Origin of the sequence: Sphingobium sp. BYY-5 (assembly GCF_022758885.1) — a bacterium.
In the GTDB taxonomy this organism is placed as follows: domain Bacteria; phylum Pseudomonadota; class Alphaproteobacteria; order Sphingomonadales; family Sphingomonadaceae; genus Sphingobium.
The window spans coordinates 2,837,125-2,862,449 of record NZ_JALEBH010000001.1; the positions used below are offsets into that span (position 1 = coordinate 2,837,125).

Consider the following 25,325-nt stretch of genomic DNA (forward strand, 5'->3'; position numbering starts at 1 on the left):
TTGGGCTCCGGCGGGGTCACCCGGAAATGGCCCCACGCCAGCGCCTTTCGCCACCACTCATGTTCGGGCGCACTTTTGCGTGCGCGTGCGAGCTGATGCTTGACGATGTGGATTGGAAAATGACCTTGGCCGTTCCCGCGTGGGCGCTTGGGTACAAATCCTCGGTCATCTCATGCAGCTACCGAGGTTTCGTAACATGAACGTCCCGGGTCGTACTGGAGCGCGATCCGCCTTTAAGCCGATTTAGCGGCCGCGGCAGCACCTTATGGCATCGCTGCCGCCTTCGCTTTCTTCGGCTTTAGGGTGCTCGTCGGATAGCCGAAGGCGAAAAAGAAATGCGATACCCGGATCGTGCCATGGCTGGGCGCGAGGACCGGATCGCGCTCATGTTCAGTGTCGAAGTCGGCGGTCGCGAACAGGGTTGACGGCCGTGCGTAGGGTTCTCCGGCGGCGGTCGGCCGCAGTCGCAACAGGGTTGCAAGCGCAGCCTCGCTCAGCGCATTGCGGATCGGTGGTACGATCTCATCTTCGGGATCGAGCAGCACACCGACCATGGCCGCAACCGCCTGGCCCCGGCTGTAGATGCCGGTGACGAATCGGCCGAGCCCCTTGTCCCGCAGATAATGGTCGCGATGCCGTTTCTGGCGTCCGAGCCGCTTAAACTCAAACACCAGCTTCATAGCCTGAACCTCGCTGTTCCAGCCGTAGACGATGTCGGTCCTGCGCTCCTCAATCAGCTCGCCGCTCACCGGGTCAGTGTCGCCGATGATGTCTTCAGCCGCCCACATGCCCAGCAGGCCGCGCTCTCGCGCTACATGGTTTTCGACGTAGACCTTGAGGCGCTTGGTTAGCGCGTCTTCCTTGGTCTTGGGATTGAAGTCCGGCCTCGGCGACGCCGCCAGCTCCGACCAGCCCTGCCGCAAGGCTTCGACCGCTTCGGTCGCTGGCTGTAGCGGAAAGGCCGAAAGCCAGTCACTAGCTCCCGTCACGCGGGCGCCCCCAACTTGGTGGAGCCGGCACGGGACTGAACAGTGCGCACAATATGTTCGGCGTCGCGCAGCGCCTGGCGCACGGTCCAACTGCGCTGGGTCAGCGGTCGCACCAGGTAGAGACTGCCGTCGATCCACAGATGCGCATCCGGCACGAGGGTCAGGTAATTGCCAGAGGGGATTGTGCGCAGGCCCGACTTTCGCAGCACAACCAGGGTCGCGATCACGAGCTCATCATTGACGACTGCCGCGACGCCGGGCGCAGCCTGGCCCTTTTCGGCATAGCTGACCTTTACGATTCCCGAGGGCCCGGCGCGTGCCGGGTCGCTCGCGACGACATCGACCTGGAAACGGCCTCGACCGCCCGTCCGATCGCGCCAACTGGTAAGTGCTTTGGCCAGCGCATCCGCGTAAATTCTGAAATCCTCCACGTCCGCCGGCCGCTGGGCCGGCGTGTCGAGACTCTTGAAACTGCGGGGCCGTATCGACGGCATGAGCACTTCGACCGTCTCGGAGACAAGCGTCCGCTCGTCGGCGGTCAAACCGAAATAGGCGAAGACGGCAGCATCCAGTGTGGCGCGCACGCCCTCGTAATGGGTCCGCTGGAGCAACTCGGGCTGAGCGGTAAGATCGTCGACTTGGGCAGTAATCGACGCGAGTGCCGAGGCGGCCGCCTCCGGGTCGGGGGCGTCGGCGGGCAGAAAGAACGGGAAGGCGTCTACATCGGTCAGATGTATGCCGTTGCGCTCGCACAGCATCTTCCAGCCGCGCATCATCAAGAAATAGCGCGCAAGCGTTGAGCGCAGATAGACGGCCGCGAACTTTAAGAGGGGCGCATCCGCCTTGGGGCCCGCGATCACGCCGATGCTGTGTGTGAAGCTCGCCGGACCGTCATAATAGACTGCGCGGACATTCTGTTGCTCTCGCGAGAAGCCGTCGGGAAAGATCACGCGCGGACCACCGAACACGGCGAGCACAGCATCGTTGAGCCCAACAACGGTCTTCTTGTCTTCGGGCCAAGGCCGCAGCAGATCCGGATGTAGCACGGGTACGCCAGCGCTGAGCGCGACGATCGGCACATGCGACATGTCGCGAAGCGGACCGGGATCGACCGCGACCCGGCTCTTGTCCTCCAGGTGGATACCCTTGCGGTAAGTCCAGCGCCGGAATTCGCGGGGACCGCGCCAGAAGTTGGCGAAGGTGCCGCGCACGCTTAGACGGCTCCAGATCGCTAGGTCGTTGGCGTCGCCCCACATCATAGTGACGAGGAGTTGCGGATCTTCGGCGACGGAGCGGGTCTGCAGGGCATGGCGATCGGCCGATTGCATGGTGAGGCGGCCGAGAGCGAGGCTGAGATCAGCCTTGGGAACGAGATAGTCGAACGTCTCGCCGAACGGGATTGACTGCGGAACCGCGGCGCCCCGGCGCTCGGCCAGAAACACGTGGCAGGTGTTTTCAGCAGTTGGGAATAGCAGCCCCTGCAGGTCGCCGAAATTGATGATGCGGCTCGGCTTGTACGCGCGCAGGAGAAAGGAGACGAAAGCTTCGCTCGATGCGCCGAGGAGCTGGCCAATCGGCAGGATGAGGCAGGTCCTCCCGCCCTCTTCCAGAAAATCAAGGGCGCGCAGCGCATAGGCCCCTGCCATCTGCCGGCGCGCAAAGGGCACACCCGCGCGGTCGGCCCAGTCATCCGCCGAGGTGTGGGTCTCCCTTTCTGGTTCGGACCATGGTGGGTTCGAGATGATCAAGGAGAAGCGGCGGCCAAAGAAGGCATGGCCGTCCTCGAAGAAGTCGGCGTGATCCCGCCCGTGCGCGAGGTTGCGATCCTTCAGCGGCGGCAATTTGGTGCCGTCGCGCTCCTGCGCCTCCAGAATGTCGGCCGGGTCCAGACCCTCCAGCAACGAAAGGTAGAGGCTGAAGGCGGTGACTCGGCAGGCCATAAAGTTGATGTCGCCGCCGAAGATGCTCCGCTTGAGGAGTTCGCCACGCTCGGCGAAACCCAGCTGACGCCCTTCGCGCGCTTCCGCCAAGGCTATAAGGCGGCGATAGGCCGTCGTAAGCAGTATCCCCGATCCGCACGCGCCATCGAAGATCGTCTCGGAGAGCGGATCGGGCGACGCCAGCAGCGCCTGGTCCACCGCGAGCATGGCGAGATTGCGCGGTGTGTAATAGGCGCCGTCCTCGGCCTGCTGTTCGGGCGTCAGGAACTGCTCGTAGAGGCCAGATAACAGCTCAACCGGAATATAGCTGAAGTCGTAGTTCCAAAAGTCGCCCTGACCGGTGCGCATATCAGTGCGGCTCAGGAACTGGTCAAGAAGATCGAAGCCGCCGATCGAAAGCGCTGTCCAGGGATCGTGCCGGTCATCGCCAAGGAAATCGCCATTAAAATCGGACCGCAGGCGGTCGATCAGCTTGGCGATGCCAGCTCGGTCCCGCTGGGCGACTAGGTCGGGCAGTTTGGCGACGTTGCGACGGGCGCGATAGGTTCCGCCGACGATCTCGCGATGCTCGAGATAGGAGATAAACAACACCTGCCCCATCAGGAGCTCGGCCAGCCGGCGGCGCGCGCGTTCCCCCGCTATACCGTTGAGGCCCTCAAGGGTCAGCTTGGCGACCGCGGTCGACAGGTTGGACAAGAGCTTGCGATCCACACGCGCCTTAACATCGAACCATTTTGGCAGGCGCCGCGAGAGGTTCGCCGTCGACACGTCGAGAGCGGAGAACGGACCATCGGGCCGGGCTTCGTCAAGGCGCAAGCGTTCACCAGCGCTTTTGAGCTTGCGCGCCGGAAGCGCGGTCGCTTCGTCGCCCTTGAGCTCGATGACGATAGTCGCGAGATTCTGGTTCCAGATACGTTGGCGCGCTTTGTCCAGCTCGGCGCTCGACAGCGGCGCACCGTCCCGCGCGACAAAGACGACGGTCGGGACGCCCTCGACGTCGAAGACCGCCTGTGCGCGAATTGCCCCGTCTGGTTTCAGAAGAGTCTTGATCTCCAGCGCATAGGGATGGGTCTCGGGAACCGCGTCGCCGCGCAGATGCAGCACATCGCGCTCGGCTTCATAGCCCAGCTTTTCAAGCCAGCTCTGGACCGTCGCTGCGGTCATGTCCCTACACTCTGCCATTGCATATGATGGAACATATCATGAACATTGGTATGAGAACAGCCGCCTTGGCTGGACAAGCGATGGTACGGCCCGACGGTCATGAAGCCCGTCGGGCGGCGGCGCGGCGAGGGCTGGTCTTGTTGCGCTGTCTTCCATGAACAGTCGGCAACGAGAACAGATCGAGTTGCCCTTCGTCGCTTGCCTCCGGGAGAGCGAAACCATCCCTCAATACGGTGAGGTGTGGGTCGAGCGCAATCAGCAGCGCATCGGTCTCTGGCACCGTTCCCGCGCCGTCGAGGAACGACCAGCTCCTACCCGGGCCAAGCGCGAGCCGTTTTCCCCAGAGCGCGATGAAGGATTGCGATCGGAGCAGCTGGCGCAGCTCGGCGAACGCCGCCTGGTGCGCCTGCAGCTCGAGGCTGAACTGGTCGCGAAGGAGGACGGCGACGCGCAGCACGAGGACCGTCTGCCAGCTGAACCGAGCTGGTGACCCCTTGGTCTTCGGACGTTGGTCCGCGGGGATCAGCGCGCGGCGGCTGGTCCATTCGCGGAGCTTGTCCGTCGAGAGCCCCGTCAGTTGCGAGGCGATCGGGGTGGGCACGTAGCGCAGACAGGACCTCCTCAAGGTCGGGTACCCTACCCGACTTTCTCCCAAGAACGGGTAACATACCCGATCTGAGCGGTAAAGAATCAGCTGCTGTGACCGAGCTTCTATAAGCTTCGTTCCTGCGAGCATGTCCCGCCGTGGTCTTGTTTTTCTTCGCCAGCCTACGACGAGAGCAGCAATCTCTTTCCTTTTACGACGACATTCGGTTTCACATGGCCGCAATCGACAAGGAGAACGGCCGTGCCCAAGCTCGACGAGGGTAGCTACACTCGGACAATCCGGCGTCAACAGCTCAAGGAGATGGTACCGCTGGCCGACAGTACGATCTTCGGGATGGAACAGCGCGGGGAATTCCCACGACGCTTCGCGCTGTCGTCGCGATGTGTTGTGTGGGATCTGGCTGAGGTAGAGGCTTGGCTCGCGTCGCGGCGTGCCCGGCCGATCGCCCGAGGCCAACAAGTTGATGTTCGTCATCGCCGCAGCCGCCCGGTCAGAGGCTAGGATCGGGTTCGAGCAACGGCATCGCGGGCGGTATGATGACCGGCGCATATTTCCGGCCATCGATCCAGGCGTCGATGGTATTGGACCATTCTTGCATCATGTGGCGGCGCTGAACCTCGTATTCAGCCTTGTTGTAGACGCCGCGCGAGGAGCGGCCGTCCTCGTGGGCGAGACACTTTTCGATCCAGTCGCTGTTGAAGCCGAGTTCATTGAGCAGGGTCGACCCGGTCCGGCGAAGGTCGTGGACCGTGAACGGCTCCAGCGGCAGCCCGTCCTTTTTGGCCTGCTCGACAACCGAGTAGGTAACGCGGTTGAAGGTCGCGCGCGACATCGGAGCGTCGGCGTCGTAGCGCGAGGGAAGCAGATATTTCGAGTTGCCCGCGCACGTCTTGAGCGCGATCAGGATGTCCAGCATCTGCGTCGATAGGTAGACGTTGTGCGCCTTGGAGCGCTTCATGCGCTCCTTCGGGATCGACCAGACAGCGTTCTCGAAGTCCACTTCGTCCCAGACCGCATCCTGCAGTTCGCTCTTCCGCACCATCGACAGAATGAAGAACTTCATGCCGAGACGGATCGTCGGCAGCGTCGCAACCTTTTCGATCACCTTGAACAGCACGCGGATCTCGGAGGGCGATAACGAGCGATCCTTTGGCGTGAAGGTCGCGATCGAGGCCGGACCGACCTCGTCAGCGGGGTTGGCGATCTTCTCCCCGTGCAGGATCGCAAAGCCGTAGATCTGTTTGACGATATCGCGGACGTGGATCGCGGTCGCGGGCGCGCCGCGATCCACAATAGCCAGGCAGTGGGCACGAAGGTCGCCGGGGGTGATCTCCAACAGGAGCCGATTGCGCCACGCCGGCAGCAGCTCACGCTCGAAGATCGAGCGGCGCATCGCGCGCGTGCTGTCGGCCATGGGCGCGGCGGTCAGCCACTTCTCGCCGAACTGGCCAAAGCTCTTGGCCTCCTTGATCCGGCGCTTGTCCCTTTGCTTTTCAATTGAAGGCGATAGCCCTTCCTGGACCATGCGCTTGGCGTCGATGCACTTCTCTCGAGCGCGGGCCAGAGAAAGGCCGGAAGGCCCGTACTTTCCGAAGGTTACGGTCTCCCGCCTGCCGTGCAGACGGTAATCCAGGCGGAAGGAGACGGTGCCGTTCGTCCCGACGCGCACATACATGCCGTCACGGTCCGAAACTTTGTATGCTTTCTCTTTTGGTTTCAAATGCTTGAGTGCTGCGTCGGTCAACATTGTCAGGGCCTCCGATCTTTTTTACCGTCACCCCCAAAACACACCTCTCCTGACCCGAAAAGCGCACTGTTTGCAGTGACTTAGGTGGAGAAAATTACCGTCAAGGGCTGTTGTGTCCCTGACGGTAACGGCGATTTTGGCGATAGACAAGAGGAGGCGGTACCGTCAGATCGCGCGACGGATTTGAACGCTACCCACCGAATGTGGCTGAACGTCATTGCGATAAAAATAAATTTTATCAGATACTTATGTCGTATTCTGGCGTAGTTCCGGACCCTTCTGGAGGAGCCTAAATCATTCCCACTCGATCGTACCGGGCGGCTTGCTGGTGTAGTCGTACACCACGCGGTTGATGCCTTTCACTTCGTTGATGATGCGGGTCGCGACGCGGCTCAGGAAGGTGGCGTCGAAGGGGTAGATGTCGGCGGTCATGCCGTCGGTCGAGGTGACGGCACGCACCGCGCAGACGCTGTCATAGGTGCGATGGTCGCCCATCACGCCAACCGTCCGCACCGGGAGCAGTACGGCGAAGGCCTGCCAGATCGCGTCGTAGAGGCCGGCGCTCCGGATTTCCTCCAGATAGATGGCGTCCGCCTTGCGCAGGATGTCGCAACGTTCCTTGGTGACTTCGCCGGGGATGCGGATGGCGAGGCCGGGGCCGGGGAAGGGGTGGCGGCCGACGAAGATGTCGGGCAGGCCCAGCTCCTTGCCCAGCACGCGGACCTCGTCCTTGAACAGTTCGCGCAGGGGTTCGACCAGTTTCATGTTCATGCGTTCGGGCAGGCCGCCGACATTATGGTGCGACTTGATCGTCACCGACGGGCCGCCGGTGAAGGACACGCTCTCGATCACGTCGGGATAGAGGGTGCCCTGCGCCAGATAGTCCGCGCCGCCGATCTTCGCGGCTTCCTCCTCGAACAGGGCGATGAATTCGCCGCCGATGAACTTGCGCTTCTTTTCCGGGTCGGTGAGGCCCGCAAGGCCGCCCAGGAAGCGTTCCTCGGCGTTCACATGGACCAGCTTGATGCCATAATGTTCGCGGAACAGGCCGACGACCTGTTCGGCTTCGCCCAGCCGCATCAGGCCATGGTCGACGAAGACGCAGGTCAACTGGTCGCCGATCGCTTCGTGGATCAGCACGGCGGCCACCGCGCTATCGACGCCGCCGGACAGGCCGCAGATCACCCGGCCGGAACCCACCTGAGCGCGGATTTCCGCGATCTTGGTCGCGCGGAACTCAGCCATGGTCCAGTCGCCGGCGAGGCCGCAGACATGGCGGACGAAATTGGCGAGCAGCTTTGCGCCGTCAGGGGTGTGGACGACCTCCGGGTGGAACTGGGTGGCGTAGAAACGCTTCTCCTCGTTCGCGGTGACGGCATAGGGCGCGCCCTCGCTGGTCGCGACGACCTCGAAACCGGGGGCGAGCTGCGTCACCTTGTCGCCATGGCTCATCCAGACCTGATGCTTCTCGCCCTCGGTCCACAGGCCGTCGAACAGGGCGCAGCCCTTCTTCACCTCGATGAAGGCGCGGCCGAATTCGCCGCTCTCGCCGCCTTCGACATTGCCGCCAAGCTGCTGCATCATCGTCTGCTGACCGTAGCAGATGCCCAGGATGGGGATGCCGGCGTCGAAGAAATTCCCGGGTGCGCGCGGGCTGTCTTCCCACATCACCGAGGAAGGGCCGCCCGACAGGATGATGCCCTTGGGCTTGAGCCGTTCGAAGGCTTCGGCGGCATTGTTGAAGGGGGCGATCTCGGAATAGACGCCGGCTTCGCGGACGCGCCGGGCGATGAGTTGTGTCACCTGGCTGCCAAAGTCCACGATAAGGATGGAATCCTGAAGGGGCAGCGTCATCGAATCGCCTTTATTGGACCGAGGGAAGGGATTCGCGCCCGGTTAGTGCCGTAGCCTTCATATGTCCAGTTATGGCTTGACCGCGCGGTCGGCCCGCCATCCGATCAGCGCCCCGCCGGCCAGGATGAGGGCGGCGATCAGGAAGGCGCTGCCGATGAAGGGCAGGGCCGGCTTCGCGCCCATCGACAAGGAATAGATGGTGCCGAAGAAGAGCGGCGAGACGATGCCGGCGATCGCGCCGACGCTGTTGTTGGCGCCTTGCAACTGGCCCTGTTCGGATTCGGAGACATGCTGCGTCATCAGCGACTGGATGGTCGGCATGGCGAGGCCCCAGAGCGCATTGGGGAACATGGCGGCGACGAACAGCCAGCCGGTGGGGGCGAGGCCCATGGCGGCCACACCGATCGCGCCGAAGCCGAGGCCGATCACCATCGTGGTGCGATCGCCCAGCCGCTTCGCCACCGGCCCGACCAGCATCCCCTGCACCCCCATGTCCATGAGGCCCACCAGCGCCAGCAGCGTGCCCACCTGCCACGCCCCCCAGCCATAGCGGTCGCCGGCATAGAGGACGAAGACGGCGGAGAAGAGATGATGGCCGAAATAGAGGAGGAAATTGACGATGGCGAGGCTGGAAAGCTCCGGGTGTGAGCGCAACAGCCGCAGCGCGCCGAAGGGATTGGCACGCCGCCAGCTAAAGGCCATGCGCTTTTCGCGCGCCAGCGATTCGGGCAGGACGAAAAAGCCGTAGAGGAAGGCGAGGGCGGACAGGGCGGCGGCAGCCCAGAAGGGTGCGCGATGGGAAATCTCGCCTAGCAGGCCGCCGATCAATGGCCCGGCGACGAAACCGGCGCTGAACGCCGCGCCGATCAGGCCATAGCCCCTGGCGCGACCTTCGGGCGGGGTGATGTCGGCCATATAGGCGAAGGCGGAAGTGAAGCTGGACGAGGTGACGCCCGCCAGGATGCGCCCGAGCGCCAGCCACCAGAGATTGGGCGCCACCGCCATCAGCACATAGTCGAGCGCCAGCCCCGCGACCGAGATCAGGATCACCGGCCGCCGCCCGAACCGGTCGGAAAGGGAGCCGATCACCGGCGAGCAGAGGAACTGCATCCCCGCCCACAGCGCGACGAACAGCCCGTTCCACATGCCCGCTGTCGCGTTGGAGCCGGACAGCGTCTCGATAAGCTGGGGCAGGACCGGGATGACGATCCCCATCGACATGACGTCGAGCAGCGCCGTGATGAGGATGAAGATGATCGCGGCGGTGCGGCGGGGAGAGGGCGGGACGGACATGGCGGTGGCGCTATAGCGACGGGAAGACGATGCCAAGGGTCACACCGTCAAAGTTCACACCGTTGCAGGGCCTATTTTTCGGCCAGTTGCGGCAGGGAAGCGCCCGCGAAGCGACAGCCACGCGACAGGGACGCGTCAATCGGGTCACGCCGACGCGCCTTCCACGCGCCCGTAAAGCGACGGCGACGCGCCAGCCATGCGCCCATGACGCAACGCGGAAAGGCCGGGATGAAGCGGTGGGGCGCGATAACGGAAAGAGGGCATGGCTATCCATCCGACAAGATAGATCAGGAAAAATCCTACATTGGAAGGATGTTGGATTTTCGGGTGGCGTTGACCGTTGGGAGAGCGATGAGGTGGTGGGTTGTGGGGCGACTGGGAGGGCGTCTGATTCCCCCTCCCGCTTGCGGGAGGGGAATGTGTTTGTTCAACCCATCCCCGACCTTCCTGGCTCTGAAGAATGACGGGGCTGAATGGCTGGCTTATCCTTGCGGTTGGTCCTTCCCCGGCAGGATTTTCTCGACGATCACCGGGGCGACGAGGGCGGGGTCCACGGCGCCCTTGACCAGCGCGTCGAGGCTGGAGCCGTCGAGGCCGAGTTCCTTCATCAGTCCGTCGATCACCGGGGCTTGCGCGCGGTAGCGCAGGGCGGCGGATACGGCGGCGTTGGCGAGATTCTGTTCGCCGCCTGCGCCGATGATTCCACCGTCGCCGCCACCCTGACCGGTCAGCCCCTCGACCTGCACGATCTTGATCGAATCGATCGATTCCATCGGCTTGGCGGCTTCCCGTACCAGGTCGGGCAGCACCTTCAGCAGCGCCAGCTTGGTCTGGAGCGACATCTGGTCGGAGGAGAGCAGGTTCGCGGCCTCGTTCACCGCACGCTGGCCCGCCGCTTCCACCTCGAAGCGCACGCGGTCGGCCTCGGCGCGCAGCTTGACGGCTTCGGCCTCACCCTCGGCGGCGAAGCGCAATGCGGCTGCGCGATCGGACGCGGCCTGTTTCTCGGCCTCCGCCTCGACCTTCACCTGGATAGCGGCGCGTTCGGCTTCGCGCGCGGCGTCGATCAGCTCGATCCGCTTGGTACGCTCGGCAATCTCGGTCTGGCGCGATGTCTGGACCTGTTCCTCGGCCGCGACAGCCTTGGCGCGGGCTTCGTCTGCCTGCGCCTTGGCCTGGCTTTCCTCGCGGCTCTTGTTCTGGACGGCGATCTGCTGTTCCTGCCGGGCGAGTTCGAGCGCCTGGTCCTGTTCGATGCGGGCCTGCTGTACGGCGCGGTCGGCTTCGATCTGCTGGCTGTCGACCAGCTTCTTCGCCTCGATCTTGGCCTGTTCGGCCTCCTGCTGGCGCAGCGACTGTTCGCGCGCCACCTCGGCCGACTGGACCGCGCGGCGCATCTCGACCTCGCGCTCCTGCTCCAGCCGGGCAAATTCGGTGTCGCGCGCGATCAGCATCGACTGGCGCTCGGCCTCCAGATTCTTGGTCTCGATCTGGACGCGGGTGTCCTGTTCGATGTCGTTGCGGGCTTTCTTGCGCAGCTCGATCTGCTCGGTCAGCTTGGTCAGACCCTCAGCGTCGAAGGCGTTGTTGGCGTTGAAATGCTCGATCGAGGTCTGGTCGAGACCGGTCAGCGAGACGCTTTCCAGCTCAAGCCCGTTCATGGCGAGGTCGACCGATGACACCTGCTGCACCTTCTGCACGAAGTCGCCGCGCTGTTCGTGGAGCTGGTTCATGGTCATGCCCGCCGCGACCGAGCGCAGCGCGTCGACGAACTTGCCCTCGACCAGTTCCTTCAGGGCTTCGGGGTTCATCGTGCGCATACCCAGCGTCTGCGCGGCGGTGGCGATCGACTGGGCGTCGGGGCGGACGCGCACGTAAAATTCCGCCTTCACGTCGATGCGCAGGCGATCGAGCGTGATGAGCGCGTCGCTATTCTTGCGCTCCACCGCCAGGCGCACCGTGTTCATGTTGACCGGCATGGTTTCATGGAAGATCGGCAGCACCAGCGCGCCGCCGTTCATCACCACCTTTTCCCCGCCGAAGCCGGTACGGACGAAGCCGATCTCCTTGGATGCGCGCTTGTAGAGGCGGGCGATGACGATCCCCAGCACGAACAGGACCAGCAGGCCGCTGCCCGCGATCATCGCATAGGGAAGGATAGAAAAACCTTGCTGGACGGCAGGCAGGTTCATGTCTGTCTCCTAAGGATTGTGGGGATTTAGGATTCCCATTTAGCGGCAACTGTGCTTCCTGGTGCGGATGGATCGTTTTGTACTGACGGACGCCCAGTGGGCGAAGATGGAACCGCATTGTCTTGGCAAGATCACCGATCCCGGACGCAGCGGCAGGAACAATCGACTATTCATGGAGGCGGTGCTGTGGATTGTGCGAACGGGCAGTCCTTGGCGCGACCTGCCCGCCCAGTTCGGCAACTGGAGTACGGCGTTTCGGCGGTTCCGTGATTGGCGCGAAGCGGATGTTTTCAAGCGGATTTTCGATGCTTTGACGGAGGAGCCAGACATGGAATACGCCATGATCGATGCGACCATCGTGAAAGTTCACCGGCACGGTCAAGGTGCAAAAGGGGGACTTCGAGCCAGGCCATTGGCCGCTCCAAAGGCGGCATGACGACCAAGATATTGGCGCTAACCGATGCCTTGGGCAACCTTGTGCGCTTTCGCCTGATGCCGGGCAATCGTTTCGATAGCGTCGGTGTTGCCCCGCTGATCGAAGGCGTCGAGTTTGGGGCGTTGCTTGCCGACAAAGCTTTCGACAGCAACGACATCATTGCCGATCTCAACGAACGCGGTGCCAGGATCGTCATCTCTCAGCATCCACGCCGCGCCATACCTATTCGGCTCGACACTGAAATGTATAAATGGCGACACCTGATCGAAAACTTCTTCTGCAAACTCAAAGAGTTCAAACGTATCGCCATGCGTGCCTGCAAAACAGACCAAAGCTTCTCAGCAATGATCTATCTCGCTGCCGCCGTCATCAATTCACGATGAATCCCCACAACCCTTAGAGTATTGGCAGATAATGATCGCCATGCGAGATGGCGCGGAAGAGGTGGTTTTCGCGGCGGACGAGCAGGATGGTTTGCCCTTCCTCCAGAACCTGGCCCGCATTGTCGGGTTCGACCATGACATAATGGGCCTGGCCATGATGATCCTCGACCCTTGCGCGGGCGGGAGAGCCGGTAGTGGCGCGGCCGGTGATGATCCTTGCGCGGCTACCAACCAGATGGTCGAGCGAAACGGCAGTGCTATGATCCTGCGGCAGCAGCGGGGCGACCAGGCGGGCGGCGAGGCCGGTGGCGGGCAAAGCGGCGGCGGCCGCGCCGGGCACCGCAATCCAGGGTGAAAGCATCGCGCCGAACAGGTCGTGCGCCGCCTGCTGGCCGAGCAGGCCGATGATCGCGAACAGGGTGAGGAAGAGCGCGACCAGCGCGAGCAGGGGCAGACGGCCCAGGCCCAGCCAGCCGAGCAGATCGGTATCGCTGTCCAGGCCCAGATCGGCATCGCCGGCAAAGCCCAGCGCCTGGACGGCGCCGATCAGCAGCATCAGCAGCAAGGCTGACACGAAGACGATGTTTTCCGGCGCGAAAAGAAAAGCCGTCACCCCATAACCCCCTGATTCGGGGGCGATGCTAGACGACGAGGGGAGGCAGGAACAGGATAAAGCGATCGGTCCCGAAAGCCTGGATTACTGCGCCACCAGGTCGCGGCTGAGATAGGCTTCCGCGACGCGGCCGTCCTTCATGGCGCAGGTGAAGCGGCGGGTGTCGCTGTTGGTCGCGCGATAGCTGGCGCGGGTCTCGACCTCGCCGTCGATATTATAGCCGCCGCCCTCGGTGGCGGTGGGGATGCCCATTTGGCGGATTTCGGCGTAGCCGTCCTCCCTCTGCGCCTGGTCGCGGATGGCGACGGCGCAGGCGTTGGTCATGGTATCGTTTTGCGCGTCGTCGCCGCTGCCGCTGCCGGCCACGTCGGAGAAGTCCGCGTCGTCCCGCGTGGGGGCATCGTTGCGGACATCGGCGCCATAATCGGTGTCGGCGCTGGGCGGCGGCGCGTCATAATCGTCGCCATAGCCCCGGTCGGTGCGTGCGCCCTGCGCCTTCTTGTCCTTGGACATGGAGGAGGCAACGATCGCCACCGCGCCGACCAGCGCGGCGACGCCGATCGCATCGCCCACGCCAAAGCCGTTACCCCGATGACGGTGCCGGTCCCAACCGCGATCCCAGCCGCGACCACCGCCCCAGCCCGGCTGCGCCTGCGCCGCGCCGACGCTGCCCAGCAGCAGCCCCACGCTCACCAGCGCTCCGGTTATCCAGCGTGCCTTGATCCCGATCATCGTCATATCTCCTGCGATGGATAGTGGGATAACCGTATCCGGCTGTCCAGCGGCTGAACGGGGCTTATTCGGGCTTCGCCCTGATCCTCAGCCCGGTGAACCGGGCGAGGAAGGCGTAGCTGTCGGCATATTCGTCGATCAGCTTGTCGATCGGCTTGCCTGCGCCATGGCCCGCGCGGCTTTCGACGCGGATGAGGTGCGGCCTGTCGCCGATGTCCGCCGCCTGGAGCGCGGCGGCATATTTGAAGCTGTGCGCCGGCACCACCCGGTCGTCGGTGTCGGCCGTGGTGACGAGGATGGCGGGGTAATCCTTGCCCGACAGGATGTTGTGATAGGGCGAATAGCCGTAAAGCAACGGGAAATCCGTGGCGCTTTCCGGCGATCCATAATCGTCCACCCAGTAGCGGCCGGCGGTGAAGCGGTCGAAGCGCAGCATGTCCATCACGCCCACGGCCGGCAGCGCGGCGGCGAATAGGTCGGGGCGCTGGTTCACCACCGCGCCGACCAGCAGTCCGCCATTGGACCGGCCCTCGATCGCCAGGCCGTCCTGCGGGGTATAGCCGTTGGCCTTCAGCCATTCGCCCGCGGCGATGAAATCGTCGAACACATTCTGCTTGTTCGCGCCGCGTCCGGCATCGTGCCAGGCTTTGCCGAACTCGCCACCGCCGCGCAGATTGGCGATGGCATAGGCGCCGCCCTGCTCCAGCCAGGCCATGCGCGTCGCCGAATAGCCGGGCGTCAGCGAGATGTTGAAGCCACCATAGCCGTAGAGAATGGTCGGGGCGGCGGTCGCGTGGTCGGCCAGCACCTTCTTGCGCAATATGGTGATGGGGATCATCGTCCCGTCCTTCGACGGGTAGAGCCGCTGCTCGATGCCGAAGTCATTGGGGTCGAAGGGCAGGTCGGGCTGGGCGAAGAGCTGATATTGTTGGGTCGTCGTGTCGAAGCGGTAGATGCTGGCGGGCGTCACGAAGCCTGAAAAGCTGAAGAAGGTTTCGGGATCGCCCTCGCGCCCGCCGAACCCCGCCGCCGTGCCGAAGCCGGGCAGGGGCACGTCGCCCACCTTGCGCCCGTCCAGTTCGACCAGTTCGGCGACGGTCTGGGCGTCGCTCATATAGGCCAGGATCATGCGGTTGCCGACCAGAGAGCCGCCCGCCAGCGTCTCCTTCCGTTCGGGCACCAGTTCCCTTGGCCCCTTGCGCGGGCGGGCGGCGTCCAGCGTCACCACCCGCATATGGGCGGCGCGTGCGTCGGTGATGAAATAGAGGGTTGTGCCCTTGCTGCCGATCAGCCGCCAGTCTTGCGCCGGCCCCCTGACCAGCAGGCGCGGCGTGATCGGCCCGCCGGTCAGTTCGGCGACATGGATTTCGCGGCGCGGGTCGATGCCCTGGAAGGACGTGATGAGCAGCCAGCGGCCGTCGGCCGTCACCTGCGCCTGATGGCTGAGCGTCGGGCGGTCCGGCGTCCCGTAGATGAGCTGGTCCTGCGCCTGGGCCGTGCCGACGCGGTGGTAGAAGAGCTGCTGATCCTCATTGGCGGAGCGGAAGGCCTCCCCCTCCTGCGGCGCGGCGAAGCGGGAATAGAAAAACCCCTCGCCCCGGCCATCCCAGGCGATCTGCGAGAATTTTACCCACTCGACCGTGTCGTCCAGCGTCCTGCCGCTGTCGACATCCAGCAGCTTCAGGGTCCGCCAATCGCTCCCCGCGTCCTGCATGGCATAAGCGAGATATTTGCCGTCGGGCGAGGGCGCCCATTCGGCCAGCGCGCTGGCGCCGTCCTTTGTCCAGCCATTGGGATCGAGCAGCAGCCTTTGCGCGCCGCCCAGCCCTTCGCGGACATAGAGCGGGGTCTGGTTCTGCAACCCCTTGTTATAGCCGTAGAAATAGCGTCCGCCCGCCTTGCGCGGCACGGTGAAGCGGCCATGGGAGAAGAGCGCCTGCATCCGTTCCTTGAGCGCCTCCCGCCCCGGCAGGCCGTCAATGTAGCGGCGGGTGAGGCTGTTTTCCTCCGTCACCCAGTCGCGCACGGCCGGGTCGGCGCGCAGGTCGTTTTCCAGCCAGCGATAGGGATCGGCGACCTTCACGCCGAAATGATCCTCGACCAGGTCCAGACGCTTCGCAACGGGATAGCGCAGCCCGCCATGGCCCGCGTCGATCGTCGCGCCCTCCGGCCCGGCGAGCGCGGGTGCGGCCGCCAGCAGCAGCGGCAGCAGGATCAGGGCGGCAACGCGCATCCTCTCTAGGTCACTCTTTTCTCAAGCAGAACAGGCCGTGATTCCCTAAGGAATCACGGCCTGTCCGTAAAGCATCCAGTCCCGCTCAGCAGGACTGCCGGATCACGCTTCTTCCAGCTCGTCCGCATCGGCGCCCTGGACCGGACCGGAGTCCTGACCCTTGGCGTCTACGTCGCGGTCGACCAGTTCGATGATCGCGATCGGCGAAGCGTCCGACGCGCGGAAGCCGGCCTTGATGACGCGGGTGTAGCCGCCGTTGCGGTCCTTGTAGCGCTCGGCCAGAACTTCGAACAGCTTGGCGAGCTGCACATCGTCCTGCAGACGGGCCGACGCCAGACGACGGTTGGACAGGCCACCCTTCTTGGCGAGGGTAATCAGCTTTTCGACGTAAGGACGCAATTCCTTGGCCTTGGCGGTGCCGGTCAGGATCTGCTCATGCTTGATGAGCGACGCTGCGAGGTTGCGCAGCAGCGAGTTACGGTGGCCCGTGCTACGCTGCAGTTTGCGATGACCAACTTTGTGACGCATTTTGTCTTCCTTCGTTCGTTAAAGGCCCGTGTGAGGTAGCCCAGACCAGGCGACTGTTGAGGTCGTCGCCGCTTCACCTTTAAATCGTCACCCCAGCTTCCGCTGGGGTGACGGATAGGGATCAGCCTAGCAGCTCCTGTTCGAGCTTCTTGGCCATTTCCTCGATATTCTCCGGCGGCCAGCCGGGGATGTCCATGCCCAGGCGCAGGCCCATGGACGACAGCACTTCCTTGATTTCGTTCAGCGACTTGCGGCCGAAATTGGGGGTGCGCAGCATCTCGGCTTCGGTCTTCTGGACCAGATCGCCGATATAGATGATGTTGTCGTTCTTGAGGCAGTTTGCCGAGCGAACCGACAGTTCCAGTTCGTCCACCTTCTTGAGCAGATAGCGGTTGATCTGGTTGGCGTCGCTTTCGCCCTCCGAAGCGGCGGCGGCGGAATGACCGGCGGCCGGCGCGGCGGTGGGCAGGGCGTCTTCGAAGTGGACGAAGAGCTGGAGCTGGTCCTGCAGGATACGGGCGGCATAGGCCACCGCGTCTTCCGGCGTAACGGTGCCATCGGTGTCGATGGTCAGCGACAGCTTGTCATAGTCCAGTTCCTGGCCGACGCGGGTATTGTCGACCTTGTAGGCGACCTGACGCACCGGCGAGTAGAGCGCATCGATCGGGATGAGGCCGATCGGGGCGTCCGCCGGACGGTTGGCGACGGCGGGAACATAGCCCTTGCCGATGTCGGCGGTCAGTTCCATGTTCAGTGTCGCGCCCTGGTCCAGGTGGCAGATCACCAGGTCGGGGTTCATCACTTCGATGTCGCCGACGACGCTGATATCGCCCGCCTTCACCACGGCCGGGCCGGTGGCGGAAAGCTGCAGCCGCTTGGGGCCTTCGCCTTCCATCTTCAGCGCGACCTGCTTGATGTTCAGGACGATGTCGGTCACGTCCTCGCGCACACCGGCGAGCGACGAGAATTCATGCAGGACATTCTCGATCTTGATCGAGGTGACCGCCGCGCCCTGGAGCGAGGAGAGAAGAACCCGGCGCAACGCATTGCCGAGCGTCAGGCCGAAACCGCGCTCCAGCGGTTCGGCGACGAAGGTCGCCTTGCGCTTGCCGTCACCCGACGCCTTGATCTCGAGGCTGTTGGGCTTCTTCAATTCCTGCCAGTTCTTCATGTTGACAGTCATGTATTTCCCCTGGGGATGGGCCGGAACGCTTTACAATCCTGAACCCGGCAGGACGTTCCGGCGATGCAGACGGGCAAACGGGCGGCGCGTCCGCCGCCCGCTATTCATGGCCAGCGCGCGATCAGACGCGACGACGCTTGGACGGACGCACGCCGTTGTGCGGGATCGGCGTCACGTCGCGGATCGAGGTGATGTGGAAGCCGACGGCCTGCAGCGCGCGTAGGGCCGATTCACGGCCCGAACCCGGACCCTTCACTTCGACTTCCAGCGTGCGAACACCATGTTCGGCGGCCTTGCGGCCGGCGTCTTCGGCGCACACCTGAGCGGCGTACGGGGTCGACTTGCGGCTGCCCTTGAAGCCCATCATGCCGGCCGAGGACCACGAAATTGCGTTGCCCTGGGCGTCGGTGATGGTCACCATGGTATTGTTGAAGCTGGCGTTCACATGCGCGACGCCGGCAGAGATGTTTTTGCGTTCGCGGCGCTTAATGCGCTGAGGTTCGCGTGCCATTTTGCTCTATCCTACTGAAATCGTTGAAAAGTAGAAGTCGCCGGAGGGGCTTGCCGAAGGGCGGCCCCTCAACGATTACTTCTTCTTGCCGGCGATCGGCTTCGCCTTGCCCTTGCGGGTGCGCGCATTGGTGTGCGTGCGCTGACCGCGAACCGGCAGACCCTTACGGTGACGCAGGCCGCGATAGCAGGCCAGGTCCATCAGGCGCTTGATGTTCATCGCGGTTTCGCGGCGCAGATCGCCTTCGACCGTCAGATCGGCGTCGATGGCTTCGCGAATCTGCAGGACTTCGGCGTCCGACAGATCCTGAACGCGGCGACCGTGGTCGATGCCCAGCTTGGTGGCGATGTCGGCGGCGGTCTTGCGGCCGATACCGTGGATGTAGGTGAGCGCGATGATAACGCGCTTGTTGGTCGGGATGTTTACACCCGCAATACGTGCCATGGTAATCTTGTCTCCTGCTCCACAGGGCCGCTTGCGCCACCCTATCTCAAAGCGTCCGGACCGTTCGTCCCTGGCGAGGAAAAACGACCGATTCCTATTCCCTTAGACGCAAAAAAGACGGTCAGTGCAAGAAGCACTGCCGCTCACCAGCGTGTTGGGGAGGTGGGCCTTTAGCGATTCGGCACAAAATAGTCAACTGCGCGGCTCGCTTGCGACCTTGATTTCGAACAGTTTAGGCCAGTTCTTGCCGGTGATGAACACCCGGTCCCTGGCGGCATCATAGGCGATGCCGTTGGCGACCGCTTCGCTGTCCCTGACGCCCGCCTCCTTCAGCAGCGGGGCGATGTCGATCCAGTCGATCACGGCGCCGGTCGCCGGGTCGATGCGGGCGATCCGGCTATCATACCAGATGTTCGCCCAGATTTCGCCACGCACCCATTCCAGTTCGTTGAGTCGGTCGACCGCGCGGCCGTTCCAGGTCACGGTGATGCGGCGCTGCTCGGCCAGGCTGTCGGGGTCGAGGAAGCGCAATTGCGCGCTGCCGTCGCTCATGATGATGTGGCGGCCGTCCTGGGTCATGCCCCAGCCCTCGCCCTGATAGCGGAAGTCGGACAGCGGCGCGAAATCGGCCAGGTTCCAGACGAAGCCCCGGCGATGCCGCCAGGTGAGGCTGATGAGCCGATCCTTCCAGTTGACGATGCCCTCGCCGAAATAGGGCCGGTCGATGACGCGGCGTTGCAGGATCTTGCCGGTCTTGAGCGCGACCTTGCGAATATCCGACTGGCCCTCCAGCCCGGTGCTCTCGTACAGCGCGCCGTCGAGATAGAAGAGGCCTTCGGTAAAGGCGGTCGGGTCGTGGGGATAGGCCTTGACCAGTTTCCAAGGGGTGTCGGCCCGGGCCGGGGCGGCGAGGATGAAAGCGCTGATGAGCGCGAACAGGATGCGCCTCATTCGGCGGCCTGGCCTTCGATCGCTTCGGCGAGCCAGGCGGGAAGCGTGGCCGGATCGAGCGTTTCGACGCGGCGCAGTTCGATCGAGAGGCCAAGGTCGGGCAGGGCGGCGCGCTGGCGCTTCTCATCGGCCTGCGCCAGCGGCACGGCGACCAGGCGGCGGTTCACCTTGTTGCGATAATGCATTCGCGCCGTATTTTCCTGCCCGACATAGCAGCCCTTGTCATAATCGACGCCGTTCAGATCCTCTGCATTGGCTTCGAGCCATAGGATCTGGTCCTGCCCCAGTTCCTCCACCCCTTCGAAAATACCGAGCGAGAGGCGATGGGCGCGGAAAGCGGCCGAAGCGTCGCCATCGGTGGCGGGGGCCAGCCAGCGACCCCCAAGTGCGGGCAGGCGCGGGTCGAGCGGCGCGCCGGGGGCGTCGGGCGACCAATGGGCGGCGAGCGACTCGTCGCGGGCGATCGTCACCTGGCGGCGGAGGCGATAGAGGGTGAGGCGTTTGGCGAGCGTGTCGGCCTGCGCGGCCTGGCAATCGATCAGGATATCGTCGCCATCCGCCCACAGGACGAAGTCGAACAGCGCCTTGCCCTGCGGCGTCAGCAGCCCGGTCCAGCGCGGCTGGCCCTCCGCCAGTGTCACCACGTCGCGGGTGAGCAGGCCCTGGAGGAAGGGGCGGGCTTCCTCGCCCGAAATTCTCAAGATGGCGCGATCGCGCAGGGTGGTGCCGGTCATCGGCTTTAGGTAGGACAGTCGCGCCAAATTACCAACCCGTTCGGGCTGAGCGAAGTCGAAGCCCTTGTCTGAGCGGAGCGAAGGCCTCACTGCGTTCGGCAGAGTCCTTCGACTTCGCTCAGGGCGAACGGATAATTAAGCGGAACCAACGCCATGACCCAGACCTATGACCTGATCCTCAAGAACGGCACCGTCCATACGCCGGGCGGCGCGGAGAGCGTGGACGTGGGCGTGCGCGGCGGCAGGATCGCGGCGATCGGCGTCGGCCTGGGGGCGGCGGGCGAGGTGATCGACTGCACCGGGCTGGACGTGCTGCCCGGCTGCATCGACAGCCAGGTCCATTTTCGCGAGCCGGGGCTGGAGCATAAGGAAGACCTTGAATCCGGCAGCCGCGCCGCGGTGCTGGGCGGGATTACCGCCGTGTTCGAAATGCCCAACACCAATCCCAATACCGACACCGTCGAGCGGGTGCATGACAAGCTGAAGCGCGCCCATCACCGCATGTGGTGCGACCATGCCTTCTATGTCGGGGCGACGGCGGACAATGCCGAACAGTTGAAGGAACTGGAGCGGATTCCCGGCACGTCGGGGGTGAAGATCTTCATGGGGGCGTCGACCGGCAGCCTGCTGGTCGACGATGACGGCGCGCTTGCGCGCGTGCTGGCGAGCGGCACGCGCCGCGTCGCCATCCATGCCGAGGACGAGGCGCGGATGAATGCGCGCAAGGATTTGCGGGTCGAGGGCGATCCGTCCTCGCACCCCGTCTGGCGCGATGATGAGAGCGCGATGATCGCGACGAAGCGGATCATCGCGCTGGCCCGCAAGGCGCGCCGCCGTATCCACATCCTGCACGTCACGACGCCTGCCGAACTGGAATATATCGGGCAGAACAAGGATATCGCCACCTGCGAGGTGACGCCGCAGCATCTGACGCTGGCGGCGGAGGACGCCTATCCGCGCCTGGGCAGCTATGCGCAGATGAACCCGCCGATTCGCTCCGCCGCGCATCGCGACGGGCTGTGGCACTGGCTCAATCAGGGTGTGCCCGACGTGCTGGGCAGCGACCATGCGCCCCATACGATCGAGGAAAAGGCGAAGACCTATCCCGCTTCGCCCAGCGGTATGCCCGGCGTGCAGACGCTGATCCCGCTGCTGCTCAACCATGTGGCGGAGGGGCGGCTGACGCTGCGCCGCTTCATCGAACTGACCAGTTCAGGCCCGCAACGCGTGTTCGGGCTGGTGGGCAAGGGGCGGATCGCGATCGGCTATGACGCCGACTTCACCGTGGTTGACCTCAAGAAGCGCTGGACGGTGGGGAGCGACTGGCTCGCCTCGCGCTGCGACTGGTCGCCGTTCGAGGGGATGGACCTGACCGGCAAGGCGGTCGGGACGATCGTGCGCGGCCATCGGGTGATGTGGGAAGACGCGCTGGCCAATGCGGCGGTGGGGGAACCGGTGCGGTTCGAAGCGACGCAGTTCGCCTGATTTCTTACCCCGTTTGCTTCGAGCGAAGCCGAGAAGCGGCTGGCACTGCGTTTCTCGACACGCTCGAAACGAACGGATGTTGGTTATGCAGTCGCCATCCTGCTTCGCCGCGCGGTCGCGATGCCGTCGCTGGCGAAGAGGAGCAGTCCCAGCCAGATCAGGCCAAAGCTCGCCATCTGGCCGGTGCTGAGCTTCTCGCCGAACAGCAGTACGCCGCAGAGAAATTGCAGCGTCGGGGCGAGATATTGCAGCAGGCCCAGCGTCGCCATCGGCAGGCGCTGCGCCGCCATCGCGAACAGCACCAGCGGCACCGTCGTCACCGCGCCGGACACGATGAGCAGGGCGGTGGTCGGCGCATCCTGTCCGAAGCCGACGCCGCCATGGCTCAGTTCCCAGAACAGATAGGCGACGGCCAGCGGGGCGAGCAGGGCGGTTTCGACGCCCAGGCCCGTCATCGGCGCCACCGGGGTCAGTTTCCGCAGCAGGCCGTAGAAGGCGAAGCTGAACGCCAGCGCCAGGCTGATCCACAGGGTAGTCAGCGCCGATGCGGCAAGGATGATGACGCCGACCGCCGCGACGCCGATCGCCAGCATCTGCGCGCGGCGCAGCCTTTCCTTGAGCACCAGCACGCCCAGCGTGACGTTGACCAGCGGGTTGAGGAAATAGCCCAGGCTCGCCGCGATCACATGGTCGTCATTGACCGCCCAGACATAAGTGACCCAGTTGATGCCGATCATCAGCGCGGAACCGGCGAGCGGCAATAGCAGCCGGCGATCGCGCAGCGCGGCGATGAAAGGCGGCAGGCCGCGCCGCAGCGCCAGCAGCGTCAGGATCAGCAGCAGCGACCAGAGGATGCGCTGGGTAACGATCTCCAATGGATCGACATGGTGGAGCAGGCGGAAGAAAAGCGGCAGCAGCCCCCACAGCCCATAGGCGCCGACCGCGGCCAGCAGGCCGCGCCGCATTTCGGCGTCCGCGTGGTTCAGAATATGCCTCCACCCAGGAACAGGCGCAGCGCGCCGAAGGCGGCGACGATCAGGCAGAAATTCCGTCCGCCATTCTTCGAGGACAATATGCCCACGAACGCGCCGAACAGGGCGATCGGCACCAATATCCAGTTGAGCGCTCCCAGCAGTGGGATGAACGCCGGGATCATCAGGATAAGGGTCACAAGACCAATGAAGGCGGAAAGGATGTTGAGCATCGTCAACACATGGCCTTCAACCTGTCCCAGAGCAAGACACCGGGGCGATGCCAGTGACACGAAACTGGCCTTGGGCGGAAAAATCGGTCAATCCGGCGGCGGCTCTAAAGGATAGAGCAACTCTTCTTGTGCATATCCCGCCGGCGAAGGAGTGAAATATGGCGCTTATCCGGTCCGTCGGCATCTTGTCCCTGGCGTTGGCGCTCGTCGCCTGCGGCCAGGGTGACAAGGAAGCCAATCTCGCCGCGCTTGACGCGCAGCTCACCAACAATGCGGCTGACCCGGCGCTGAAAGGGGCGCTGGCTGATCCGATCGTGGTCGATCCGCAACTGGTGGGCCAGTCGAACCGCAACGCCGTGCGCCCGGCCGATCGCCCCACCAATGGCGCGGTGCCGCTGCTATCGGGCGATGCGGGCAAGGCGCAGGTGGAGGCGGTGAAGCTGGCGGGCGGCAAGCTGCTCTCCGCCCCGGCCCCGAGCGCGGGGGAGGCGTTGGCGTCGACCGTGACGCTGGGCGCGGTCGCGCGCGAGCAGGCGGCGGCCCGTGGCGGCAATGCCGGCTGCGCGAAGAAGCTCAACTACGGCATGGAATGGGCGCAGCGCCTGCCCGAACCCTTCGCCCTCTATCCCGGCGCGCAACTGACCGAGGCGGCGGGCGCGCAGGCCGATGGCTGCACCCTGCGCGCGGCGAGTTTCGTGACGCCGGTTCCCAGGCAGGGCGTGATGGACTATTATTATACGCTGGCCCGCCGCGCCGGTTATGACGGCGAGCATAAGATCATGGACGGCGATCATGTGCTGGGCGGCACGCGCGGGTCCGACGGCAGCGCCTATTTCATCCTCTTCACCGACGCGCCCGGCGGCAAGACCAGCGTCGACATCATCGCGGACAATGGCCGGTAAGAGCGTGGCGGCCTGATGCAGGGCGGCCAATTGCGGATGCGCCTGGTCTTGTCCTGTCAGGGGAGGAGGGCCACGAAGTGGTGGCGGGGTGTCGCCTTATCGAGAGCGGGATACCCCTCCGTCATTCCCGCGAAGGCGGGAGATGGATCCCCGCCTGCGCGGGGATGACGATGGAAATAGGTAGAGCCGATTTTTGCAATGATCCCCTACAAGGGGAGGATGGAAAAAACCGGCATTCCGCCATCCACCCATCCCCGTCATGCTGACGAAAGTCAGCATCCAGGGTTATGAATAACCACTCTGGATTCCGTGATGCCGGATCACACCTCACGCTTAGGCCAGATCGACATTCACGGTTTTATACCAAACTGCGTAGAGAATGACTCATCAAGATCGACCGATTGCTGTTCCCCGGCGAAAGCCGGGGTCCAGTTCGAACCGTGGAACTGGACCCCGGCTTTCGCCGGGGAACAGGTCAGCATGAGTTCTTATCAATGTATCTTGGTATTAGGTGCTTCCTAAGCAGTCAGGACAGGCTTGATCCGGCATCCAGGGCCACAAAGGGCGGCACTTGCGCTCTGGATGCCGGATCAAGCCTGTCCTGAGCCTGTCGAAGGGTTCGGCATGACGTTGAAAATGAGGCCAAGGCTTTTCTGCTTTAACCGGAATGTCGATCCGCCCTAAGCGAGGCTTGCGCTTATTTCTTCTTGCCGAAATCCACCGTCACGACGTTGGAGCCATCTTCGGTCTTCACCTGCGGGGCGTCGTTTTCGGCTTCGTCGTGCAGGTCGGGCAGCTCGTCACCCTGAACCTGGAACTGCAGCGCGAAGTTGACCGCCGGATCGACGAAGGCGGTGATCGCGCTGAAGGGGATATCAAGATGCGCCGCGACCTGATTAAAGGTCAGGCTGACCTCGAAATGCTTGTCGCTGACCTTCAAGTCCCAATATTTATTCTGGAGGACGATGGTCATCTCGTCCGGAAAGCGCTCGATCAGATGCTTGGGGATGTCGACGCCCGGCGCCTGAGTCTTGAAGGTGATGTAGAAATGATGCGCGCCCGGCAGGCCGCCGGTCTGCTGCACTTCGCCCAGCACGCGGCCGACGACTGCGCGCAGGGCCTCCTGCACGATTTCGTCATAGGGAATCAGGCTATCGGGCAGGTCGTCGCTCATGGCCCAATGTCCTAGCGGCACGAATC

22 protein-coding genes and 1 pseudogene are annotated in these 25,325 nt (G+C 63.9%); 4 read left to right on the forward strand and 19 right to left on the reverse strand.

The genetic code is table 11. The features are described 5' to 3' along the window. Window positions 1-263: 263 nt before the first annotated feature. The 3 genes from MOK15_RS13615 to MOK15_RS13625 all read right to left on the reverse strand — a co-directional run bounded on the left by MOK15_RS13615 (window position 264) and on the right by MOK15_RS13625 (window position 4,694). Window positions 264-989 (reverse strand): hypothetical protein, encoded by a 726-nt coding sequence (locus MOK15_RS13615; protein WP_242932108.1) that lies wholly within the window; start codon window positions 987-989, stop codon window positions 264-266. Beyond that, window positions 986-4,093 carry an N-6 DNA methylase gene (locus MOK15_RS13620; RefSeq protein WP_242932109.1) on the reverse strand — a complete coding sequence of 1,036 codons (3,108 nt, stop codon included), beginning with the start codon at window positions 4,091-4,093 and terminating at the stop codon, window positions 986-988. The genes MOK15_RS13615 and MOK15_RS13620 overlap by 4 nt, the downstream gene beginning before the upstream one ends. A 97-nt stretch (window positions 4,094-4,190) precedes the next feature. Further along, the gene (locus tag MOK15_RS13625; RefSeq protein ID WP_242932110.1) at window positions 4,191-4,694 is read right to left on the reverse strand and encodes a hypothetical protein; all 504 of its coding nucleotides are present in this window, start codon (window positions 4,692-4,694) and stop codon (window positions 4,191-4,193) included. Between the two features lie 246 nt (window positions 4,695-4,940). Here MOK15_RS13625 and MOK15_RS13630 point away from each other — a divergent pair, with 246 nt between their 5' ends. Next, window positions 4,941-5,201, forward strand: a complete 261-nt coding sequence (locus tag MOK15_RS13630) for an AlpA family phage regulatory protein (RefSeq protein ID WP_347567198.1) — start codon at window positions 4,941-4,943, stop codon at window positions 5,199-5,201. On the opposite strand, the gene MOK15_RS13635 is transcribed toward MOK15_RS13630, so the two are convergent. From MOK15_RS13635 to MOK15_RS13650, 4 genes are all read right to left on the reverse strand, one after another. After that, on the reverse strand, window positions 5,191-6,447 hold the full coding sequence (locus MOK15_RS13635) for a site-specific integrase (protein WP_242932111.1): 1,257 nt from the start codon (window positions 6,445-6,447) through the stop codon (window positions 5,191-5,193). The genes MOK15_RS13630 and MOK15_RS13635 overlap by 11 nt on opposite strands. Window positions 6,448-6,741: 294 nt before the next feature. Further along, entirely contained in the window at window positions 6,742-8,301 is a 1,560-nt protein-coding gene (gene guaA / locus MOK15_RS13640) for a glutamine-hydrolyzing GMP synthase (protein WP_242932112.1), read from the reverse strand. A 69-nt stretch (window positions 8,302-8,370) separates the two neighbouring features. Beyond that, window positions 8,371-9,594, reverse strand: a complete 1,224-nt coding sequence (locus MOK15_RS13645) for a TCR/Tet family MFS transporter (protein WP_242932113.1) — start codon at window positions 9,592-9,594, stop codon at window positions 8,371-8,373. A 482-nt stretch (window positions 9,595-10,076) separates the two neighbouring features. Beyond that, complete coding sequence (locus MOK15_RS13650; RefSeq protein ID WP_242932114.1) at window positions 10,077-11,786, reverse strand: flotillin domain-containing protein; 1,710 nt, start codon at window positions 11,784-11,786, stop codon at window positions 10,077-10,079. Window positions 11,787-11,892: 106 nt separating this feature from the next. On the opposite strand from MOK15_RS13650, the pseudogene MOK15_RS13655 reads away from it, so the two are divergent. After that, window positions 11,893-12,605 (forward strand): annotated as a pseudogene (locus tag MOK15_RS13655) (IS5 family transposase). Window positions 12,606-12,618: 13 nt separating this feature from the next. Here MOK15_RS13655 and MOK15_RS13660 read toward each other — a convergent pair. From MOK15_RS13660 to MOK15_RS13700, 9 genes are all read right to left on the reverse strand, one after another. Further along, complete coding sequence (locus MOK15_RS13660; RefSeq protein WP_242932115.1) at window positions 12,619-13,218, reverse strand: OB-fold-containig protein; 600 nt, start codon at window positions 13,216-13,218, stop codon at window positions 12,619-12,621. 84 nt (window positions 13,219-13,302) lie between these two features. After that, a complete protein-coding gene (locus MOK15_RS13665; protein ID WP_242932116.1) occupies window positions 13,303-13,950 on the reverse strand; it encodes a hypothetical protein in 648 nt (215 codons plus the stop codon). A gap of 64 nt (window positions 13,951-14,014) precedes the next feature. After that, a complete protein-coding gene (locus tag MOK15_RS13670; RefSeq protein WP_242932117.1) occupies window positions 14,015-16,183 on the reverse strand; it encodes a prolyl oligopeptidase family serine peptidase in 2,169 nt (722 codons plus the stop codon). 102 nt (window positions 16,184-16,285) lie between these two features. After that, window positions 16,286-16,711 (reverse strand): 50S ribosomal protein L17, encoded by a 426-nt coding sequence (rplQ, locus tag MOK15_RS13675; RefSeq protein ID WP_242932118.1) that lies wholly within the window; start codon window positions 16,709-16,711, stop codon window positions 16,286-16,288. Between the two features lie 121 nt (window positions 16,712-16,832). After that, on the reverse strand, window positions 16,833-17,894 hold the full coding sequence (locus MOK15_RS13680; protein WP_242932119.1) for a DNA-directed RNA polymerase subunit alpha: 1,062 nt from the start codon (window positions 17,892-17,894) through the stop codon (window positions 16,833-16,835). Window positions 17,895-18,015: 121 nt separating this feature from the next. Then, the gene (gene rpsK, locus MOK15_RS13685; RefSeq protein WP_004208752.1) at window positions 18,016-18,405 is read right to left on the reverse strand and encodes a 30S ribosomal protein S11; all 390 of its coding nucleotides are present in this window, start codon (window positions 18,403-18,405) and stop codon (window positions 18,016-18,018) included. A 75-nt stretch (window positions 18,406-18,480) separates the two neighbouring features. Further along, window positions 18,481-18,849 carry a 30S ribosomal protein S13 gene (rpsM, locus tag MOK15_RS13690; RefSeq protein ID WP_242932120.1) on the reverse strand — a complete coding sequence of 123 codons (369 nt, stop codon included), beginning with the start codon at window positions 18,847-18,849 and terminating at the stop codon, window positions 18,481-18,483. 192 nt (window positions 18,850-19,041) lie between these two features. Continuing rightward, window positions 19,042-19,800, reverse strand: a complete 759-nt coding sequence (locus MOK15_RS13695; RefSeq protein WP_242932121.1) for a glutaminyl-peptide cyclotransferase — start codon at window positions 19,798-19,800, stop codon at window positions 19,042-19,044. Beyond that, complete coding sequence (locus MOK15_RS13700; RefSeq protein WP_242932757.1) at window positions 19,797-20,534, reverse strand: folate-binding protein; 738 nt, start codon at window positions 20,532-20,534, stop codon at window positions 19,797-19,799. The genes MOK15_RS13695 and MOK15_RS13700 overlap by 4 nt, the downstream gene beginning before the upstream one ends. A 153-nt stretch (window positions 20,535-20,687) precedes the next feature. Here MOK15_RS13700 and MOK15_RS13705 point away from each other — a divergent pair, with 153 nt between their 5' ends. Further along, on the forward strand, window positions 20,688-22,019 hold the full coding sequence (locus tag MOK15_RS13705; RefSeq protein WP_242932122.1) for a dihydroorotase: 1,332 nt from the start codon (window positions 20,688-20,690) through the stop codon (window positions 22,017-22,019). Window positions 22,020-22,102: 83 nt separating this feature from the next. On the opposite strand, the gene rarD is transcribed toward MOK15_RS13705, so the two are convergent. Continuing rightward, the gene (rarD, locus tag MOK15_RS13710; RefSeq protein WP_242932123.1) at window positions 22,103-22,984 is read right to left on the reverse strand and encodes an EamA family transporter RarD; all 882 of its coding nucleotides are present in this window, start codon (window positions 22,982-22,984) and stop codon (window positions 22,103-22,105) included. Window positions 22,985-23,001: 17 nt separating this feature from the next. Next, window positions 23,002-23,223 (reverse strand): hypothetical protein, encoded by a 222-nt coding sequence (locus MOK15_RS13715; RefSeq protein ID WP_242932758.1) that lies wholly within the window; start codon window positions 23,221-23,223, stop codon window positions 23,002-23,004. A 158-nt stretch (window positions 23,224-23,381) separates the two neighbouring features. Between MOK15_RS13715 and MOK15_RS13720 the strand changes: the two genes are divergently transcribed. Continuing rightward, complete coding sequence (locus tag MOK15_RS13720) at window positions 23,382-24,125, forward strand: hypothetical protein (RefSeq protein ID WP_242932124.1); 744 nt, start codon at window positions 23,382-23,384, stop codon at window positions 24,123-24,125. Window positions 24,126-24,822: 697 nt separating this feature from the next. Here the strand turns inward: MOK15_RS13720 and MOK15_RS13725 are convergent. Continuing rightward, window positions 24,823-25,299 carry a ClpXP protease specificity-enhancing factor SspB gene (locus MOK15_RS13725; protein WP_242932125.1) on the reverse strand — a complete coding sequence of 159 codons (477 nt, stop codon included), beginning with the start codon at window positions 25,297-25,299 and terminating at the stop codon, window positions 24,823-24,825. Between the last annotated feature and the right edge of the window lie 26 nt (window positions 25,300-25,325).

Bases quoted from the DNA above. Each gene is read 5' to 3' on its own strand.
- MOK15_RS13620 (WP_242932109.1), bottom strand. From the start codon at position 4,093: ATGACCGCAGCGACGGTCCAGAGCTGGCTTGAAAAGCTGGGCTATGAA.
- MOK15_RS13635 (WP_242932111.1), bottom strand. From the start codon at position 6,447: ATGTTGACCGACGCAGCACTCAAGCATTTGAAACCAAAAGAGAAAGCA.
- guaA (WP_242932112.1), bottom strand. From the start codon at position 8,301: ATGACGCTGCCCCTTCAGGATTCCATCCTTATCGTGGACTTTGGCAGC.
- MOK15_RS13645 (WP_242932113.1), bottom strand. From the start codon at position 9,594: ATGTCCGTCCCGCCCTCTCCCCGCCGCACCGCCGCGATCATCTTCATC.
- MOK15_RS13650 (WP_242932114.1), bottom strand. From the start codon at position 11,786: ATGAACCTGCCTGCCGTCCAGCAAGGTTTTTCTATCCTTCCCTATGCG.
- MOK15_RS13665 (WP_242932116.1), bottom strand. From the start codon at position 13,950: ATGATCGGGATCAAGGCACGCTGGATAACCGGAGCGCTGGTGAGCGTG.
- MOK15_RS13670 (WP_242932117.1), bottom strand. From the start codon at position 16,183: ATGCGCGTTGCCGCCCTGATCCTGCTGCCGCTGCTGCTGGCGGCCGCA.
- rplQ (WP_242932118.1), bottom strand. From the start codon at position 16,711: ATGCGTCACAAAGTTGGTCATCGCAAACTGCAGCGTAGCACGGGCCAC.
- MOK15_RS13680 (WP_242932119.1), bottom strand. From the start codon at position 17,894: ATGACTGTCAACATGAAGAACTGGCAGGAATTGAAGAAGCCCAACAGC.
- rpsK (WP_004208752.1), bottom strand. From the start codon at position 18,405: ATGGCACGCGAACCTCAGCGCATTAAGCGCCGCGAACGCAAAAACATC.
- rpsM (WP_242932120.1), bottom strand. From the start codon at position 18,849: ATGGCACGTATTGCGGGTGTAAACATCCCGACCAACAAGCGCGTTATC.
- MOK15_RS13695 (WP_242932121.1), bottom strand. From the start codon at position 19,800: ATGAGGCGCATCCTGTTCGCGCTCATCAGCGCTTTCATCCTCGCCGCC.
- MOK15_RS13700 (WP_242932757.1), bottom strand. From the start codon at position 20,534: ATGACCGGCACCACCCTGCGCGATCGCGCCATCTTGAGAATTTCGGGC.
- MOK15_RS13705 (WP_242932122.1), top strand. From the start codon at position 20,688: ATGACCCAGACCTATGACCTGATCCTCAAGAACGGCACCGTCCATACG.
- rarD (WP_242932123.1), bottom strand. From the start codon at position 22,984: ATGCGGCGCGGCCTGCTGGCCGCGGTCGGCGCCTATGGGCTGTGGGGG.
- MOK15_RS13715 (WP_242932758.1), bottom strand. From the start codon at position 23,223: ATGCTCAACATCCTTTCCGCCTTCATTGGTCTTGTGACCCTTATCCTG.
- MOK15_RS13720 (WP_242932124.1), top strand. From the start codon at position 23,382: ATGGCGCTTATCCGGTCCGTCGGCATCTTGTCCCTGGCGTTGGCGCTC.
- MOK15_RS13725 (WP_242932125.1), bottom strand. From the start codon at position 25,299: ATGAGCGACGACCTGCCCGATAGCCTGATTCCCTATGACGAAATCGTG.